This is a genomic window from Pseudomonas edaphica (assembly GCF_965277385.1).
In the GTDB taxonomy this organism is placed as follows: Bacteria; Pseudomonadota; Gammaproteobacteria; order Pseudomonadales; family Pseudomonadaceae; genus Aquipseudomonas; species Aquipseudomonas edaphica.
This window is the reverse complement of sequence record NZ_OZ255725.1, coordinates 2,307,055-2,322,770: the sequence shown is the minus strand read 5'-3', so window position 1 is coordinate 2,322,770 and position 15,716 is coordinate 2,307,055. Positions and strand designations below refer to the sequence as shown.

Genomic DNA, 15,716 nt, shown 5'->3' with positions numbered 1-15,716 from the left:
CGACGGCGATGAACCAGATGTCTTCCACCGCCCAGGAAGTGGCACGCAGCGCGGCGGCGGCGGTCAACAGCGCCCATAGCGTCAACGACGAAACCGTCACCGGCCGTGGCCTGGTGCAATCCCAGCAGGGCAGCATTGCGCGCCTGGCGTCGGAGATTGATGAATCGGTGCGGGTGATCAATCAACTGGCCGCCGACAGCCAGTCCATCAGCAGCGTGTTGGAAGTGATCAAAAGCATCGCCGAACAAACCAACCTGCTGGCGCTCAATGCGGCGATCGAGGCGGCGCGCGCCGGTGAGCAGGGGCGTGGTTTTGCGGTGGTGGCCGATGAGGTGCGCACCCTGGCCCGACGCACCCAGCATTCCACTGAAGAAATCGAACAGATGATCAGCCGTTTGCACGGCGGTGTAGGCGCGGCGGTGAAGGCCATGGGCACCAGCCATACCATGGCAAACGGCACCGTGGCTCAGTCGGAAAAGGTCCAGCAGGCCCTGGAAAATATCCTTGGCGCCGTGGGCATGATCGTCGATCAGAACCAGCAGATCGCCGCCGCCGTCGAGCAGCAAACCGCAGTCGCGCAGGATATCGACCAAAACATCGTCGAAATCAATCGAGCCGGCGAACATGCGGCCCAGGGCGCGCAGCAGACCGAGGCCGCCAGCCGGCAGCTGTCGTTGCAGGTCATTGAACTGAAGCACTTGATCGGGGCGTTTCGCGTGTAAGACCTGCGCGTAGGAATAGGCTTGATGGTTTGTGGTGCCTGTCCTGATTTTTCGGTGTGCCTGTTTTGAAGCCGTGATTGGGTGAGAATTTGTTTCACCCACTCAGGGGTCTCGGGAGGCAACGCGATGACGGCGGTTATCGGCATCAAAGGGCACTGCGCCCATTGCGACATCACCTTCGAACTCAAGCCCTGGCAATTGAACGCGATTGCCATCCGTGAGCCGTTTGATTGCCCGTATTGTCAGTGGGTCCTGGAATTGAATTGCCCCAGGCAGCTGCGCCAGTTCAAATCCCTGGATCACTGGGCCATGGTGCACCCAAGCTTGATGGTATTGACCAGCGTGGTGCTGATCGTGGCGATGGTGGCCGAGTGGCTCGGCCTGATCAGTATGGTCGGGCAGCTCAACGTTTCATTGATAGTGGTACTTATGCACTTTCTGACGCTGCGTTACGTGCGCCACCGGCAGCGACTGACCTTGGATTTGCAGGTGGTCAACGTGCTACCAGTTGAACAGCTCGCACGCGTTGCGTGTGCTCGTTTCGGCCAGCACTGAAGGGCTGATGCCCATGCGTTCGGCCAAGGCGTCGCAGATAGCCGGCAGGTGTTGCGGGCTGTTGCGCTGGCCGGGGTACATGGCCGGCGCCATGTCCGGCGAATCAGTTTCCAGCACCAGCGCCTCAAGCGGCAGCTGGGTCAGCACCTTGTGCATACGCAGCGCCTGGGGCCAAGTGGCCGCGCCGCCCAGGCCCAGTTTAAAGCCGAGTTTGATGTATTCGCGGGCCTCCTCAACGCTGCCGGCAAACGCATGAATGATGCCGCCGCGCGGCAGGCGGATGCGTTTGAGGGTGGCGATCACTGCCGCGTGGCTGCGGCGCACGTGCAGCAGGGCTGGGAGCTGGAAATCCACAGCCAGTTTCAGCTGCGCTTCAAACAGGCTTTGCTGACGTTCGCGGTCCAGCTGTTCGAGGAAGTAATCCAGCCCGATCTCACCGACGGCGCACAGTTGCCGATGGCCCTGTAGACGGGTCAGCCAATCACCCAACTCGATCAGGTCGGCGGGGCGATGATCTTCCAGATACACCGGGTGCAGGCCGAAGGCGGCAAATAAACTTTCATCGTCCTGCACCAGATCCCACAGCCGTTGCCAGTTCTGCTGATACACACCCAGCACCACCATGCGCTGCACGCCGAGTTGGCGGCTGTGGGCGAGGACTTCCCGGCGATCCGTGTCGAAATCCGGGAAGTCCAGGTGGGTGTGGGTGTCGATCAGCTCCACGCTCAAGCCTCGTGAATGCGCTGCTTGAAGGTTCGGCCGATGGCATGCACGCCGGGCTCATACTGTTCTTCTTCGATGGCCGCCAGGGCCAGGCGCAGGGCGGTGTCGGCGATCAGTTGATGCTGCTGGGCCATGGCGTTGACCGGCAGGGGCAGGAAGTCGAGCAGTTGGGTGTCGCCGAACGTGCCCAGGCGCAACGGCCGGGACTTGAGCGGGAAGTCATGCAACGCGTCGAACACACCTTGCAGCAGCACGTAGGAAGTCGTCACCAGCGCGTCAGGCAAATGCCCCAGGCGTTGCAGGAGTTCTTCCATCAGTTGGCGGCCACAGTCACGGCTGAAGGCTTCACCCTGCTCGATCAGCACGTCGCCCTTGAAGTCTCTCAAGGCTTCACGGAAACGCGGCAGCGCGTTCCTGGCTGATGCTCAGTTCGGGGTGTGCGCCGATCAGCGCGATCTGCTTGGGCAGCGGCTGCAACAGGCTGCTGGTGAGTTGCTGGCAGGCCTGGCGGTCGTCGCTGACCACCGAGCAGAACTGCCCGGGTTCCATCACCCGGTCGATGGCGATCACCGGTAGGCCCTTGGCTTGCAGCTCACGGTAGCTGTCATCGCTGGCCGGCAAACAACTGGCCACGAACAGTGCATCGCAGCGCCGCGCGCGGAACAGTTGCAGCAGTTGGCGTTCGCTGTCGGCTTCATCATCGGAGCTGGCGATCAGCAGTTGGTAGCCGCGCGCCCGCGCGCCTTGTTCCAACAGCTTGGCGATGCGTGCGTAGCTGGGGTTTTCCAGGTCGGGCAAGATAAAGCCCAAGGTGCGCGTGTGCCGACTGCGCAGCCCGGCGGCCTGAGGGTTGGGCGTAAAGCCATGGGCTTCGACCACAGCACGCACACGCTCGACGGTGGCGCTGCTGATGCGTTGCTGTTCGGCCTTGCCGTTGATGACATAGCTGGCGGTGGTAACGGACACACCGGCCAGACGTGCGATATCACTGAGTTTCAAACCGGGATTTCCTTGTTTTTTAGAGCTTGCCCCGACATTTTGTCCAATCGTAACCGATTCCTGCACACGACTATTGTCTGAGCTCAAGTGCCGAGTGGTCCTTCAAGCTTGCATAATTAGCGCATAATCTGCCATAAATTCTAGATTAAACGTTTCAGCAAGCGTATTTTTACGATGTTCGCCACTGAGTGACTACTGCCAATTGACCACTCAGTCAGTTATTTATGAACGCGCCTGCGCTGATTTATTCAAAACAATACCTAGTGCCCACAGTGCACTAACTAGGAGAACGGCATGCTTGAGCTCACTGTAGAGCAGATTTCCATGGGCCAGGTGGCTGTGGATAAATCTGCTGCCTTGCACCTGCTCGCGGACAAACTGGTGGCCGATGGCCTGGTCGCCGAGGGTTATCTGAGCGGCTTGCAAGCCCGTGAAGCCCAAGGCTCGACTTTTCTCGGCCAAGGTATTGCCATCCCCCACGGTACGCCGGAAACCCGTGACCAAGTGTTTTCCACGGGCGTACGCCTGCTGCAATTTCCCGAAGGGGTGGATTGGGGCGACGGCCAGATCGTCTACTTGGCGATCGGCATCGCGGCCAAATCCGATGAACACCTGCGCCTGCTGCAACTGCTCACCCGCGCCCTCGGAGAAACCGACCTGGGTCAGGCGCTGCGGCGTGCCGGCTCCGCCGAAGCCTTGCTGAAACTGCTGCAAGGCGCACCACAGGAACTGGCGCTGGACGCGCAGATGATCAGCCTGGGCGTATCGGCCGACGATTTTGAAGAGCTGGTCTGGCGTGGCGCACGCCTGTTGCGTCAGGCCGATTGTGTCAGTAATGGTTTCGCCGCCGTGTTGCAGCAAGTCGACGCGCTGCCGTTGGGCGATGGCCTGTGGTGGCTGCACAGCGAGCAGACGGTGAAGCGCCCAGGCCTTGCGTTCGTGACGCCGGACAAACCGATGCGTTACCTCGGCCAGCCCCTGAACGGCCTGTTCTGCCTGGCCAGCCTGGGTGAGGCGCATCAAACCTTGCTCGAACGCCTGTGCGCCTTGTTGATTGAAGGTCGCGGCCAGGAATTGGGCCGCGCTACCAGCAGCCGCGCGGTGCTTGAGGTGCTCGGCGGCGAATTGCCACCGGACTGGCCGAGTGCGCGCATCACCCTGGCCAATGCCCATGGTTTGCATGCACGGCCGGCGAAGATCCTCGCGCAGTTGGCAAAAAGTTTTGACGGCGATATCCGCGTGCGCATCGTCGACGGCCCGGTAGGTGCCGTCTCGGTGAAAAGCCTGAGCAAGTTGCTGAGCCTCGGCGCCCGTCGCGGCCAGGTGCTGGAGTTTGTCGCCGAGCCTGTGATTGCCGGTGATGCATTGCCCGCGCTGCTGGCAGCGGTGGAGCAAGGGCTCGGTGAGGAAGTCGAGCCGCTGCCGACCGTGAGTGCCCAACCTGCCATCCTTGATATTGAACCCGCGATCAGCGCGCCTGTGTCCGGCAGCCAGGTCCAGGCCATCGCCGCCGCGCCTGGCATTGCCATTGGCCCGGCGCATATCCAGACCCAACAGGTTTTCGATTACCCGCTGCGTGGCGAGTCTGCGGCCATTGAGCGCCAGCGCCTGCACGCCGCGCTCACCGAGGTGCGCGCTGATATCCAGGGTTTGATCGAGCGCAGCCAATCCAAGGCGATTCGCGAGATTTTCATCACCCACCAGGAAATGCTCGACGACCCGGAGCTGACCGACGAGGTCGACACGCGCCTCAAGCAGGGCGAAAGCGCCGAAGCTGCGTGGATGAGCGTGATCGAAGCCGCGGCCAAACAGCAAGAGTCGCTGCAGGATGCCTTGCTCGCTGAGCGCGCCGCCGACCTGCGCGACATTGGCCGCCGGGTGCTGGCGCAATTGTGCGGCCTTGAAACCGCCCAGGAGCCGAGCGAGCCTTACATTCTGGTGATGGACGAAGTCGGCCCCTCTGACGTTGCCCGCCTGGACCCAACCCGCGTCGCCGGCATCCTCACCGCCCGTGGCGGCGCCACGGCCCACAGTGCCATCGTTGCGCGTGCCTTGGGCATTCCTGCTTTGGTAGGCGCCGGCGCGGCGGTGTTGTTGCTGGCCGCTGGCACACAGCTATTGCTCGACGGCCAGCGCGGCCGCCTGCATGTCGACCCCGACGCGGCCACGCTGCAACGCGCCACGGTCGAGCGCGACACCCGCGAACAGCGCCTGCAAGCGGCCTCGGCCCAGCGTCATGAACCGGCACTGACTCGCGACGGCCATGCCGTGGAAGTGTTCGCCAATATCGGTGAAAGCGCCGGCGTTGCGGCGGCAGTGGAGCAGGGCGCCGAAGGCATTGGGCTGTTGCGCACCGAACTGATTTTTATGGCTCACCCGCAAGCACCGGATGAAGCCACCCAGGAAGCCGAATACCGCCGCGTGCTCGACGGCCTTGGCGGTCGCCCGCTGGTGGTGCGCACCCTGGACGTGGGCGGCGACAAACCGCTGCCGTATTGGCCGATTGCCGAGGAAGAAAACCCCTTCCTCGGTGTGCGCGGCATTCGCCTGACCTTGCAGCGCCCGCAGATCATGGAAGCGCAATTGCGTGCGCTGTTGCGCTCGGCGGACAACCGCCCGCTGCGCATTATGTTTCCCATGGTCGGCAGTGTCGATGAATGGCGAGCCGCCCGCGATATGACCGAGCGCCTGCGCCTGGAAATCCCGGTGGCCGACCTGCAACTGGGCATCATGATCGAAGTACCGTCTGCCGCTTTGCTCGCGCCGGTACTCGCCAAGGAAGTCGACTTTTTCAGCGTCGGCACCAACGACCTCACCCAGTACACCCTGGCCATCGACCGTGGCCACCCAACCCTGTCGGCCCAGGCCGATGGCCTGCACCCGGCCGTGTTGCAACTGATCGACATCACCGTGCGCGCCGCCCATGCCCATGGCAAATGGGTCGGCGTGTGTGGCGAACTGGCGGCGGACCCGCTGGCGGTGCCTGTGCTGGTCGGGCTGGGTGTGGATGAGTTGAGTGTGTCAGCCCGCAGCATTCCCGAAGTGAAGGCGCGGGTGCGTGAATTCAGTCTGAGCGAGGCCCAGGGCCTGGCGCAAAAAGCGCTTGCGGTGGGTTCGCCCGCGCAAGTTCGAGCCCTAGTGGAGGCCGTGTAAATGGCGAAGATTCTGACCCTGACGCTGAACCCGGCGTTGGACCTTACGGTACGCCTGGCACACCTGGAGCCCGGTGCAGTCAACCGCAGCGAAACCCTGTTGACCCATGCTGCCGGCAAGGGCGTGAATGTTGCCCAGGTGCTGGCGGACCTCGGGCATGAGGTGAGCGTGGGCGGTTTTCTCGGCGCCTCAAACCCTGAGGCTTTCGAGGCATTGATCGCCAGCCGCGGGTTTGGCGACGCGTTCATCCGCGTGCCGGGCGAAACACGTAGCAACATCAAGATTGCCGAGCAGGATGGTCGGGTCACCGACATCAATGCGCCGGGGCCGCTGGTGAGTGAGCAGGCGCAAAAACAACTGCTCAAAATGGTCGCGATCATCGGCCCTGAATTCGATGCGGTGGTGGTCGCCGGCAGTTTGCCGCGTGGCGTCAGCGCACAGTGGTTTCAGGAACTGATACACGCGTTGAAAGACCTTGGTTTGAAAGTCGTCCTCGACACCAGCGGCGAAGCCTTGCGCGCGGGCATCAAGGCCGGCCCGTGGTTGATCAAACCCAACACCGAAGAACTCGCCGAAGCCCTCGATTGCGCCACCGACTCCATCGCACAGCAGGCCCAGGCCGCCGAGCGTTTGCATGCTCAAGGCGTGGAGCATGTGGTGGTCTCCCACGGCGCCGAGGGCGTGAACTGGTTCAGCCCAGGCACCGCGCTGCATGCCACGCCGCCCAAGGTCAGCGTCGCCAGCACGGTGGGTGCGGGCGATTCGTTGCTGGCCGGGATGCTGCACGGTCTGCTCAGGTTTGATCTGCCGGAAACCACCTTGCGCCGGGCCACGGCGATTGCCGCCATGGCGGTCACGCAGATCGGTTTTGGCATCAGCGATGACGCGCAGTTGGCGCGCCTCGAAAGCGGCGTCCATGTGCGCGCGCTGACAGAACAATAAGAGGGTTTGTGATGAAGTTAGCCATTGTTACCGCCTGCCCGAACGGCATGGTCACCAGTGTGCTGTGCGCCCGCTTGTTGGACGCCGCCGCGCAGCGCCAGGGCTGGAGCACCAGCACCGAAGTCGTGGATGTGCAGCACCCGGAGCGGGCGTTGTCCCAAGCGACTATCGACGCGGCCGAGTGGGTATTGCTGGTCAGCAGCACGCCGGTGGATATGCAGCGGTTTGTCGGCAAGCGTGTATTCCAGAGCACGCCGGCCCAGGCGCTGGCGGATGTCGACGCGGTGCTGCGCCGTGGTGCCGAAGAGGCCCAGGAATACGTCGCCAGCCAAGCGCCGGTGGCGGCGAAGAATGCCCCGCGTATCGTCGCGATCACGGCCTGCCCGACCGGCGTGGCCCACACCTTCATGGCCGCCGAAGCCTTGCAGCAAACGGCCAAGCGCCTGGGCTATGACTTGCAGGTCGAGACCCAGGGGTCGGTGGGCGCACGCACGCCGTTGAGCGCGCAGGCCATCGCCGATGCCGATGTGGTGTTGCTGGCGGCGGATATCGAAGTCGCCACTGAGCGTTTCGCCGGCAAAAAGATTTACCGCTGCGGTACCGGCATCGCCCTCAAGCAGTCCGAGGCCACGCTCAACAAGGCGCTGGCCGAAGGCGCGGTAGAAAACGCCGCCAGCGGTGCGGTCGGCAAAAAAGAAAAAACCGGCGTGTACAAGCACCTGCTCACCGGCGTGTCGTTCATGTTGCCGATGGTGGTGGCGGGCGGGCTGTTGATCGCTTTGTCGTTTGTGTTCGGCATCCATGCTTTTGAAGAAAAAGGCACCTTGGCTGCCGCCCTCAAAACCGTCGGCGACCAGGCCTTTATGCTGATGGTGCCGTTGCTGGCGGGCTACATCGCTTATTCGATTGCCGACCGTCCGGGCCTGGCGCCGGGCATGATCGGCGGCTTGCTGGCGGGCACCTTGGGCGCCGGGTTTATCGGCGGCATCCTCGCCGGTTTCCTTGCCGGTTACTGCGTCAAGCTGATCACCCGCGCGGTGCAATTGCCGCAAAGCCTGGAGGCGCTCAAGCCGATCCTGATCATCCCGCTGCTGGCGAGCTTGTTCACGGGCCTTGCGATGATCTATCTGGTTGGACCGCCGGTGGCGCGGTTGCTCACGGGGCTGACGGATTTTCTCAGCACCATGGGCACCACCAATGCGGTGCTGCTGGGCATTTTGTTGGGCGGCATGATGTGTGTGGATTTGGGCGGGCCGATCAACAAGGCGGCGTATGCGTTTTCTGTTGGCCTGCTGGCCGCGTCCAGTGGTGCACCGATGGCGGCGACCATGGCCGCTGGGATGGTGCCGCCAATCGGCATGGGCATCGCCACCTTGCTGGCGCGGCGCAAGTTCGCCCAGACCGAGCGCGAGGCGGGCAAGGCGGCAATGATCCTGGGGCTGTGCTTTATCTCTGAAGGCGCGATTCCATTTGCCGCCAAAGACCCGCTGCGGGTGATCCCGGCCAGCATCGCCGGTGGCGCGTTGACCGGCGCGCTGTCGATGTATTTCGGCTGCAAACTCGCCGCGCCCCATGGCGGTTTGTTTGTGTTGGTGATTCCGAATGCGATGAACCATGCGCTCCTGTATTTGCTGGCGATTGTGGCGGGCAGCTTGGTGACTGGGCTGGTGTATGCGCTGATCAAGCGTCCGGAGGCGGCGGAGCTGTCGGTCACTTCAGCCAAGGCCTGACACTGTTCAAAATGTGGGAGCTGGCTTGCCTGCGATTGCTTTCTGTCAGTCACCCTTTCAGTGACTGATTCACCGCTATCGCAGGCAAGCCAGCTCCCACCTTTGATCTCCAGTGTTCTTACGGTCGGTGTCACATCCGCTTCATGCTCCCGTGTTTAAGTTGCCCTTTTGATACTCAAGAGGGCACCTGCATGAGCCACTTCGATCTCGGCCGTCGCCGCGTGATGCAAGCCGTTGGCGCCGGTTTGTTGCTGCCGGGCCTGGCGCCGGCAGTGATCGCCTCGGTCAAGGACCGCCCCCAACTCACCGACGGCGTGCAGTCCGGCGACTTGCTGGGCGATCGGGCGATGATCTGGAGCCGCAGCGACCGCCCGGCGAAGATGGTGGTGGAGTGGGACACCCGCAGTGTGTTCAGCAACCCGCGCAAATTTATCTCGCCCCTGGCCGACAGCCGCACCGACTTTACCGCCCGCGTCGAACTCACCGGGCTGCCGGTCGATCAGGCGATTTTCTACCGTGTGCACTTTGAAGACGCCCAGACCGGCGTGGCCAGCGAGCCGTGGTTCGGCCACTTGCGCAGCGTGCCGCAGCAGCGTCGTGATATCCGTTTTGTGTGGAGCGGCGACACTGTCGGCCAGGGCTTCGGCATCAACCCGGACATAGGCGGCATGCGCATTTACGAAGCCATGCGCCTGCGCCTGCCGGACTTTTTTATCCACAGTGGCGACACCATCTACGCCGACGGCCCGGTGCCGGCCCAGCTGACCGTTGAAGACGGGCGCATCTGGCGCAACATCACCACTGAAGCCAAGAGCAAAGTCGCCGAAACCCTCGACGAATATCGCGGCAATTATCGCTACAACCTGCTGGATGAAAACGTGCGCCGCTTCAATGCCGAAGTGCCGCAGATCTGGCAGTGGGACGACCACGAGGTGATCAACAACTGGTCGCCGAGCAAGGTGCTCGATGAGCGTTACCAGACCAAGGACATCAACACCTTGGTCGGCCGCGCACGCCAGGCCTGGCTGGAGTATTCACCGATGCGCCGCCAGAGCGCCGATGGCGGTGGGCGCATCTATCGCAAGCTCAGCTACGGGCCGTTGCTGGATGTGTTCGTGCTGGACATGCGCAGCTATCGCGGGCCTAACGACGACAACCTGGGCGGCGAAAAGCCTTTTATGGGCCGTGAGCAGTTGGACTGGCTCAAGCGCGAACTCAAGGCCTCCCAGGCGCAGTGGAAAGTCGTGGCTGCCGACATGCCTATCGGCCTCGGCGTGCCCGACGGCGAAGTCAGCCCCGGCGTGCCACGTTGGGAAGCCATCGCCAACGGCGACCCAGGCCCGGCCCAAGGTCGTGAGTTGGAGATTGCCGAACTGTTAGGCTTTTTGCGCGCGCAGCAGGTGCGCAACCATGTGTGGCTGACGGCGGATGTGCATTACTGCGCGGCGCATCATTACCACCCGGACCGCGCGGCGTTTCAGGATTTCGAGCCGTTCTGGGAGTTTGTGGCCGGGCCGCTGAATGCGGGGAGCTTCGGGCCTAATCAACTGGACAAGACCTTTGGACCGGAGGTGGTGTTCCAGAAGGCTCCGCCTGCGCAGAACACTTCGCCGTTTGCCGGTTTTCAGTTTTTTGGTGAAGTGCAGATTGACGGGCAGACGGCGGAGTTGACCGTGATCTTGCGGGACTTGGATGGGGTCTCGGTGTTCGAGCAAAAGCTGCAGCCCGCCTGACCTGCAATGCACGTAAAACTGTGGGAGCTGGCTTGCCTGCGATGGCATCACCCTGGTGTCACTGATACACCGAGGTGCCTGCATCGCAGGCAAGCCAGCTCCCACAGTTGCTCCTCGGTGTTTATGAGGGCTTAGTACACATCCCGACGATAGCGGCCCTGCTCAATCAAACGCTCCACCGCTTCGCTGCCCAGCACCTCGTGCAGCACTTGATCCACACCCGTGGCCATGCCCTGCAAGCTGCCGCACACATAAATCGCGGCGCCTTCGGCCAGCCATCTACGCAATACGTCTGCCGACTCGCGCAGGCGGTCCTGTACGTAGATTTTCTCTGCCTGGTCGCGGGAAAACGCCAGGTCCAGCAGGGCCAGGTCACCGCTGGCCAGCCAGCCTTGCAGCTCGTCCTGGCACAGGTAGTCGTGGGCAATATTGCGTTCGCCGAACAACAGCCAGTTGCGCTGCTGGCCATCGGCGATGCGCGCTTTAAGCAAACTGCGCAGGCCGGCCAGGCCGGTGCCGTTGCCCAGCAGGATCAGCGGCACCGGCGCTTCGGGCAAGTGGAAGCCACTGTTGCGGCGCAGACGCAGGCTGACGCCGGAGCCGATGGCGGCGTATTCGGTCAGCCAGCCCGAGCCCAGGCCCAGGCTGCCGTCGGGGTGGCGCTCCTGGCGCACGATCAGCTCCAGCACACCGTCGCTGGCGATCGAGGCGATGGAGTATTCGCGCATGCCCAAGGGCACCAGCGCGTTGACCAGCGCTTGTGCGTGCAGGCCCACCAGATGCGCGCGGTTGTCCGGCAGTTGGCGGGTGGCCAAAGCCTGGTTGAGGGTTTGCGCCAGGCCGTCGATCAACACACCATCGCTGCCGACCAGGCCCAGGCCTGCGAGGAAATGCTCGATGGCCCACGGGCAATTGCGCGGCAGCACTTCCACCAGGTCACCGGCCAGCCAGCTTTGCGACGCGGGCGGCGTGAGGCCCAGCAGGTAGATGTCTGAGCCAACGCTGTCGCGGTTAAGCAGGGTACGATGGGTGAGGGTCCAGTTTTCAAACTGAGGCGCTTGCCAGGCCGCTGCCGGTGCTTGGCCGGTGATTTGGCCCAGTTGTTGTTGCCACATCAGCAGCGCTTCGCTGTCGCCGCTGTCGACTTCCACCGGCGCGAATAACGGCGTGCCGCCCTGGTGGGTCAGCCAGAAGTGCAGGCGCCGGGCAAAACCGCAGAAGTGTTCATACTGGCGATCACCGAGGGCCAGCACCGAGTAGTTCAAGCCTTTGAGCGACAGATCCTGGCCGAGCACGCTGCGCTCAAACCCCCGGGCGCTGTCTGGGGCTTCGCCGTCGCCGAAGGTGCTGACCACGAACAGCGCATGCTGCGATTGGCTCAGGTCGTGCTGGCTGACGCTGCCCAGCGGCTGCACTTTCACCGGCAAGCCGGCGGCCTGCAATTGCCCGGCGGTTTGCCAGGCCAACTGCTCGGCAAAACCGCTCTGGCTGGCAAAACCGATCAGCCAGGCCGGCGCATCGCTGTGGTTGGCGCCGAGGCCGTTGCGGGCGTCGCGCACCTGGCGCTTTTTGCGGCGACGGTCCAGGTACAGCAGCCAGCCGGTGATAAAGAACAACGGCATCATCAGCGAGCTGAGGGTGAGGAGGATGCGCCCGGTCCAACCGAAGTAGCTGCCGGTGTGCAACGCATAAATGCTGGTGAGCAATTGGGACTTGAGCGTCTTGCTGGCGTACGGGGCGTGGGTTTTGACCTCGCCGGAGGACGGGTCCAGGTTGATCTGGTTCAGCGCGCGGTCGTGGGGCGATGTGTTGAGCAGGTAATACACGATGGCCGGCTGCCCGGCGACGGCCGGCATGCGAATGTTGTAGGCGATCAAACCGGGGCCGGCGTTGGCGTAGATGCTGCTCCATATGGCGTCGTAGTTGGCCACCGGCGCCGGGCCTTCGGGCGGCGGGCCGCGTTTGCGCAGGCGCTCGTTTTGCGGCGCGTCGGACAGCAGTTTGTTCAGGCCCTGGCTGTACCAGTCGTAGGACCAATACAGGCCGGTGAGCGCCGAGAACAGATAGAACAGCAGGCACCAGGTGCCGAACACCGAGTGCAGGTCCCAGTTGAAGCTGCGACCTTTCTTGCGCCAGTCCAGCGTCAGCCAGGCGCGCCAGCTTGCCACTTGGCGCGGCCAGCGCAGGTACAGGCCCGAGAGGCAGAAGAACACCAGAATGAGGGTGCAGGCGCCGGTGATGTTACGCCCGGTTTCGCCCATGGCGAGGAAACGGTGCAGCTGCAAGATAAAGCCGAGCACATCCTGGCCGACGGCGTCACCCATGTAGTCGCCGGTGTAGGGGTCGAAGTAGCGCATCTGGCCACGCCGTTCGCCCGGCGGGGCGGTGAAGAACACGCGCGCGGCGTTGCCGCTGTCGCTTTCCACCCACAACATCGATACGGTCTTGCCTTCGGTGGCCTCAAGCTTGCGCACCAGTTCGGCAGGCGGCAGCACACCGGCTTCGCGTTTTTCGACCTTCAAGACTGTGGGGTTGAGCGCCCGCAGGATTTCATCCTGAAACGAGACCGCAGCCCCGGTCATCCCCATCAACGCCAGCACCAGCCCGGCAGTGATGCCGAAGAACCAGTGCAATTGGAACAGGGTTTTTTTCAACACGTCGGACCGCCTCGCTCATCTGGATGTCGTTGTCACGGCGCGCATTATGCCGTGGGTTAACGAGAAAAATTCTGTTTTACACGCAAAAGCCCCACGCATCCGATGCGTGGGGCTTTTGGCTGAACGTTGACCGGGTTTAGAAGTGGAAACTGGTGGTCAACAGCGCCGTACGCCCGGCGGCCTGGTTGGCGAAGTGCGCCGCATAGGCCTTGTCGTAGTAGGTCTTGTCGGTCAGGTTTTGCACGTTCAATTGCAGGTCGACGTTCTTGGTCAGCTTGTAGCTGGCCATCGCGTCGTAGCGGGTGTAGGCCGGTACGTACACAGTGTTGGCTGGGTCACCGTAAACCTGATCGACATAGAACGCGCCGCCGCCGATGGTCAGTTTTGGCGTGATGTCGTAAGTAGTCCACAAGCTGAAGGTGTTCTTCGGCGTGTTGGGCATTTGGTTGCCTTTGTTGGAGCCTGCAGACACTACGTTTTGACGGTTGCCGATCTTGCCTGGGTCGACCAGTTCGCTTTTCAGGTAGCTGTAGCCGGCAAATACTTGCCATTGATCGGTGAGCTTGCCGCTGGCCGACAGTTCCAGGCCATCAACACGGGATTCGCCGCCGTTTTCGAAGGTGTTGGAGTCCACCAGGATTCGCGTGTTTTTCTTCTCGGTACGGAACACTGCTGCCGTCAACGACAGGCGGTTGTGGAACAGGTCCCACTTGGTGCCCAACTCGTAGTTGACGGTCTCTTCGGGTTTCAGGTCGCTGGTGTTGATGCCGGTAACGAAGCCATTGGTTTCTTGCCCTTCACCCACCAGGCCGCCAACCGGCTGCGCCGAGGTGGCATAGGAGGTGTAGATGCTGCCGTTTTCCAGCGGCTTCCAGACCAGACCCGCCTGCCAGTTGAAGAACTGGCTGTCGTCCTTGAGCTTGCTGCGCCCGGCTACGGCGTTGGTATTGGCTTGTGTATCAAAGGTGTCGTAACGCAAACCGACGTTCAGCAGCCATTTCGGGTCCAGCTCGATGGTGTCGAACACATAGGCGGCGCGGCTGGTGGCCTTGGTGTTGGTGCCCATGTAGTTGCGTGCCACGCTGCCGGTCCAGGCGTCATCCGGTGTCGGGTTGCTCAGCGAGGTGCACTGGCCGCCCAGGCTGCCTTTGGCCACGGTGCAGGTCGGGTTGCTGTTCGGGCTGACGGTGTAGCTGCTGACGCGGGTTTCTTCACCGGTGAATTCCAGGCCGGTGGAGTACGAGTGTTTCATGCCCGCCAGTTGGAAGTTGCCGAACAGATCAGTCTGGTTGGTGGTGGTGTCGGTGGTCGACACGCGGGTGTTGGCGCGGCGCCACACGGTGCCGAAACGGCTGACGTTGCGCTGGCTGTCATCCGGCTGAGTGAGTACGTAATCCTGGCCGGTGCTGCCATGGCGCAGGGTGTTTTTCAGCGTCATGTTGTCGTTCAGGTCGTGCTCGATGGAGAACGTGCTGATGTCGGCGCGGGTCTTGCGGAAATCGCGGTCTTTCAAACCGTAGAAGTTGTTGCTGTCGCCGCCGTCGGTGGGTTTGTCATGCCCGTGGGCAGTGGCGGTCGGCGAGCTGTAGCCATACGGAATGCCCGAGTCCGGCAGGTCGTCGCTTTCCATGTGGTAGTAGCTGAAGTTGACGCGGGTCGGTGTGCCCAGGCCGAAAGTCAGCGACGGTGCCACGCCCCAGCGGTCGTAGTTGATGGTGTCGCGGCCGGCCACATTCTGCTCGTGGCTCATCAGGTTCAAACGGAACGCGGCGTTGTCGAGGAACTGACGGTTCACGTCGAGTACGTAGCGGCGGGTCTGGTCGGAGCCGTAAGTGAAACCGCCGTTGGTGAAGTCACGCGCCTGTGGCGTCTTGCTCACCAGGTTGATGCTGCCGCCGGCCGAGCCACGGCCGCCGAACGAGGAATTGGGACCTTTGCTGACTTCGATCGACTCGATGTCGAAGATCTCGCGGCTCTGGCCGCCAGTGTCGCGCACGCCATCCAGGTAGGTGTCGCCCTGGGCGTCAAAACCACGGATGAACGGGCGATCGCCCTGGGGGTTGCCGCCTTCACCGGCGCCAAAGGTGATGCCCGGCACGGTGCGCAAGGCATCCTGCAGCGAGGTGGCGGCAGTGTCTTTCAACACTTGCTGCGGCACCACGGTGACCGAGCGCGGGGTGTCCACCAGCGGCGCGGTATATTTTTGCGACGAGGCTTTTTCGACCTGGTAGGAGGTGTTGTCCTGTTCCTGGCCGGTGATGCTGGTGGCGCCGAGGGAGATGCTGTTGCGCTCGCCTTTTTGTTCGGTGCTTTCGGCCGCTTGCGCCAGTTGGGCAGCAGAGCTGGCACTGAGTGCAACGCCAATGGCCGAAGCCAGCATGCGCGGTGAACTGGCAGGTGTTTTTAGCGTGGTGCGCGACATAACGAGTCCTTTCCCCAAGGAGGTGAGGCCGCGGAATATAGGGTCAACAAGACTTTCTATCAATTGCGATACATTACTAT

The 15,716-nt window shown here is 62.6% G+C and carries 9 protein-coding genes and 1 pseudogene; 6 read left to right on the top strand and 4 right to left on the bottom strand.

Features of this window, described 5'->3' with window-relative positions; all coding sequences use genetic code 11:
* Positions 1-8: 8 nt before the first annotated feature.
* The gene (locus ACQY47_RS10530) at positions 9-722 is read left to right on the top strand and encodes a methyl-accepting chemotaxis protein (RefSeq protein WP_428557353.1); all 714 of its coding nucleotides are present in this window, start codon (positions 9-11) and stop codon (positions 720-722) included.
* A 126-nt stretch (positions 723-848) separates the two neighbouring features.
* Positions 849-1,277 carry a hypothetical protein gene (locus tag ACQY47_RS10525; RefSeq protein ID WP_428557062.1) on the top strand — a complete coding sequence of 143 codons (429 nt, stop codon included), beginning with the start codon at positions 849-851 and terminating at the stop codon, positions 1,275-1,277.
* On the opposite strand, the gene ACQY47_RS10520 is transcribed toward ACQY47_RS10525, so the two are convergent.
* Together ACQY47_RS10520 and cra are read right to left on the bottom strand one after the other, a co-directional pair.
* The gene (locus ACQY47_RS10520; protein ID WP_428557061.1) at positions 1,224-2,000 is read right to left on the bottom strand and encodes a TatD family hydrolase; all 777 of its coding nucleotides are present in this window, start codon (positions 1,998-2,000) and stop codon (positions 1,224-1,226) included. The two genes, ACQY47_RS10525 and ACQY47_RS10520, sit on opposite strands and share 54 nt — an antisense overlap.
* A 2-nt stretch (positions 2,001-2,002) precedes the next feature.
* Positions 2,003-2,999, bottom strand: a pseudogene (cra, locus tag ACQY47_RS10515) (catabolite repressor/activator).
* Between the two features lie 294 nt (positions 3,000-3,293).
* On the opposite strand from cra, the gene ptsP reads away from it, so the two are divergent.
* From ptsP to ACQY47_RS10495, 4 genes are all read left to right on the top strand, one after another.
* On the top strand, positions 3,294-6,152 hold the full coding sequence (gene ptsP / locus ACQY47_RS10510; protein ID WP_428557060.1) for a phosphoenolpyruvate--protein phosphotransferase: 2,859 nt from the start codon (positions 3,294-3,296) through the stop codon (positions 6,150-6,152).
* The gene (gene pfkB, locus ACQY47_RS10505) at positions 6,153-7,094 is read left to right on the top strand and encodes a 1-phosphofructokinase (protein ID WP_186616752.1); all 942 of its coding nucleotides are present in this window, start codon (positions 6,153-6,155) and stop codon (positions 7,092-7,094) included.
* Positions 7,095-7,105: 11 nt separating this feature from the next.
* Positions 7,106-8,824: a PTS fructose-like transporter subunit IIB gene (locus ACQY47_RS10500; RefSeq protein ID WP_428557059.1), complete on the top strand. Its 1,719-nt coding sequence runs from the start codon at positions 7,106-7,108 to the stop codon at positions 8,822-8,824.
* A 191-nt stretch (positions 8,825-9,015) separates the two neighbouring features.
* Positions 9,016-10,557: an alkaline phosphatase D family protein gene (locus ACQY47_RS10495; protein ID WP_099548346.1), complete on the top strand. Its 1,542-nt coding sequence runs from the start codon at positions 9,016-9,018 to the stop codon at positions 10,555-10,557.
* Between the two features lie 131 nt (positions 10,558-10,688).
* On the opposite strand, the gene ACQY47_RS10490 is transcribed toward ACQY47_RS10495, so the two are convergent.
* Positions 10,689-13,214: a PepSY domain-containing protein gene (locus ACQY47_RS10490; RefSeq protein ID WP_428557058.1), complete on the bottom strand. Its 2,526-nt coding sequence runs from the start codon at positions 13,212-13,214 to the stop codon at positions 10,689-10,691.
* Positions 13,215-13,350: 136 nt separating this feature from the next.
* Positions 13,351-15,636 carry a TonB-dependent receptor gene (locus tag ACQY47_RS10485; RefSeq protein ID WP_138452769.1) on the bottom strand — a complete coding sequence of 762 codons (2,286 nt, stop codon included), beginning with the start codon at positions 15,634-15,636 and terminating at the stop codon, positions 13,351-13,353.
* Between the last annotated feature and the right edge of the window lie 80 nt (positions 15,637-15,716).